Origin of the sequence: Halorubrum sp. Atlit-26R (genome assembly GCF_003666015.1) — an archaeon.
In the GTDB taxonomy this organism is placed as follows: domain Archaea; phylum Halobacteriota; class Halobacteria; order Halobacteriales; family Haloferacaceae; genus Halorubrum.
Map to the genome: position 1 here is coordinate 1 of NZ_QPLT01000323.1, position 565 is coordinate 565.

Sequence of the window (565 nt, forward strand, 5' to 3'; positions counted from 1 at the left end):
TGCGGAGAGTAGCGTCAGAAGAGGCGGCGGCGTTCTGCCGTCTCGGGGCTATCGTCCTCAGGCGTCGGGTGGCACAACATACTCCGGGCGTCGTTCGGATCGGGCGACTTCTCGATATCCCCGGCTTCAACGAGCTTCTCGATCCCGACCCGGACCGTGCTCACCGGCATCTCGGTCTCCTCGGCCAGCTCCGTGATCGACATCGCCCCCTCCTCGTCGAGGATGTGGAGGATGAACTTCGCGCTCGGTGGGTGTGACGAGCCAGGTGACGCGGTTGCCATACCCGAAAGATGTGGATTCCGGCGAGTAAGCCTACCGACGCGAGCCGATTTCGCACACGCTATCCATCATCTTCGCCGGCTACTGGGACGACCAGCTGGCCATTCGGCCTGAGCGGGTCAGTGCGCTTCTCGACGAGCCCGGCCTCGGCGAGGTCGGTCACCGCGGTATGGACAGTTGATTTTGAGAGCGTGGTCTCGTCGACGATCTCGGGCGTCGACAGTGGGCCGTTGTTCTCGAGGACGAACGCAACGAACCGCGCACTAGGGGGGATGTCGACGTCGGG

The 565-nt window shown here is 63.9% G+C and carries 2 protein-coding genes; both read right to left on the bottom strand.

The genetic code is table 11. The features are described from left to right. Positions 1 to 14 precede the first annotated feature (14 nt). Complete coding sequence (locus DVK07_RS20775; RefSeq protein ID WP_121598602.1) at positions 15 to 281, bottom strand: MarR family transcriptional regulator; 267 nt, start codon at positions 279 to 281, stop codon at positions 15 to 17. A 59-nt stretch (positions 282 to 340) separates the two neighbouring features. Beyond that, on the bottom strand, positions 341 to 565 hold a 225-nt coding region (locus DVK07_RS20780), incomplete at its 5' end, for a helix-turn-helix domain-containing protein (RefSeq protein WP_147441304.1).

Bases quoted from the DNA above. Each gene is read 5' to 3' on its own strand.
- DVK07_RS20775 (WP_121598602.1), bottom strand. From the start codon at position 281: ATGGCAACCGCGTCACCTGGCTCGTCACACCCACCGAGCGCGAAGTTC.